Raw genomic sequence first — 1,695 nt, 5'->3', positions numbered from 1 at the left:
GCGGATGCGACGGAGTTTCTCGGCCTGGACCGGGGAGGCGCTGAAGTAGTGGTCACTCCCCATCCTGCGAGCGTACCGGAGCCACCCGCCCGCGCGGGAGGCTAGACTGCAAGGCTGACCTGGAAGGAATCCATGACCCACACCACCGAGACCACCGACGCGCACGGCGAAGAGACGCCGCTCGACCCGGTGGATCGCGTGCTGGCACGTGCCGAGGGCCGCTCTGGCGTGCGCGTCTTCGGTAGCGCCCAGGCGCTGCAGGATGCCGCAACCGTCGCCTCCGGTGACGCTGACGGCGATCAGTGGGATCGCGAGGAACGCGCGGCGCTGCGGCGCGTGCCGGGTCTGTCCACGGAGCTCGAAGACGTCACCGAGGTCGAGTACCGCCAGCTGCGTCTGGAGAACGTCGTGCTCGTGGGGGTGTACCCCCAAGGGTCGCAGGAGGATGCCGAGAACTCGCTGCGCGAACTCGCCGCGCTCGCCGAGACGGCCGGTGCCGTCGTTCTCGACGGCGTGCTGCAGCGGCGTCCGCATCCCGACCCCGCAACCTACATCGGCCGCGGCAAGGCGGCGGAGCTGCGCGACCTCGTGGCCGCCGTCGGCGCCGACACCGTCATCGCCGACACGGAGCTCGCTCCGAGCCAGCGCCGCGCACTGGAGGACGTCGTGAAGGTGAAGGTCATCGACCGCACCACCGTGATCCTCGACATCTTCAGCCAGCACGCCAAGAGCCGCGAGGGCAAGGCCCAGGTCGAGCTCGCCCAGCTCGAGTACCTGTTGCCGCGCCTGCGTGGCTGGGGCGAGTCGATGAGCCGTCAGGCCGGTGGCCAGGTGGGTGCCGGCGGCGCCGGCATGGGCTCACGCGGGCCGGGTGAGACGAAGATCGAGCTCGATCGCCGCCGCATCCGCACCAAGATGGCCCAGCTGCGCAAGCAGCTGCGTGACTTCGCACCCGCCCGCGAGGCCAAGCGCAGCGAACGCAAGCGCAACACGATCCCGTCGGTCGCGATCGCCGGCTACACGAACGCCGGCAAGTCCAGCCTGCTCAACCGGCTCACGAGCGCCGGTGTGCTCGTCGAGAACGCGCTGTTCGCGACCCTGGACGCGACCGTACGTCGCGCCGAAGCGGCCGACGGTCGCGTCTACACCCTGACGGACACGGTCGGGTTCGTGCGCAATCTGCCTCATCAGCTCGTCGAGGCCTTCCGGTCGACGCTGGAAGAGGTCGGCGACGCCGACGTGCTGGTTCACGTCGTGGACGGCTCCCACCCCGACCCCGCCGCGCAGCTCGCGACCGTGCGCGACGTGATGGGCGACGTGGGTGCGCGCTCGACGCGCGAGATCGTCGTCTTCAACAAAGCCGATCTCGTCGACGACGACACCCGACTCGTGCTGCGCGGGCTCGAGCCCTCCGCGCTGTTCGTGTCGTCGCGCACGGGGGAGGGTATCGCGCAGCTGCGCACCGTCATCGAGGACGCCCTCCCGCTGCCGGCGGTCGAAGTGCGCGCGCTCGTGCCGTACGACCGCGGGGACCTCATCAACGCCGTGCACGAGTCCGGCCACATCCTCTCGACCGCTCACGAGGAGGGCGGCACGGCGGTACACGCCCACGTCTCCGAGCGACTCGCGGCGGAGCTGGCGCTTTACGCGCTCTGACGTGGTGAGGAGCCGCCAGTTCTATCGGCGGCACGCCGG

General features: G+C 70.5%; 1 protein-coding gene. It reads left to right on the top strand.

Going from position 1 to position 1,695, the window contains the following annotated elements; all coding sequences use genetic code 11:
• Positions 1-132: 132 nt before the first annotated feature.
• Complete coding sequence (hflX, locus tag I5I_RS15785) at positions 133-1,656, top strand: GTPase HflX (protein WP_036322039.1); 1,524 nt, start codon at positions 133-135, stop codon at positions 1,654-1,656.
• The last annotated feature ends 39 nt before the right edge of the window (positions 1,657-1,695 follow it).

This window comes from Microbacterium sp. B24, from assembly GCF_000333415.1.
Classification (GTDB): domain Bacteria; phylum Actinomycetota; class Actinomycetes; order Actinomycetales; family Microbacteriaceae; genus Microbacterium.
The sequence above is the reverse complement of the archived record's forward strand: the minus strand, read 5'-3'. Positions and strand labels throughout refer to the sequence as shown.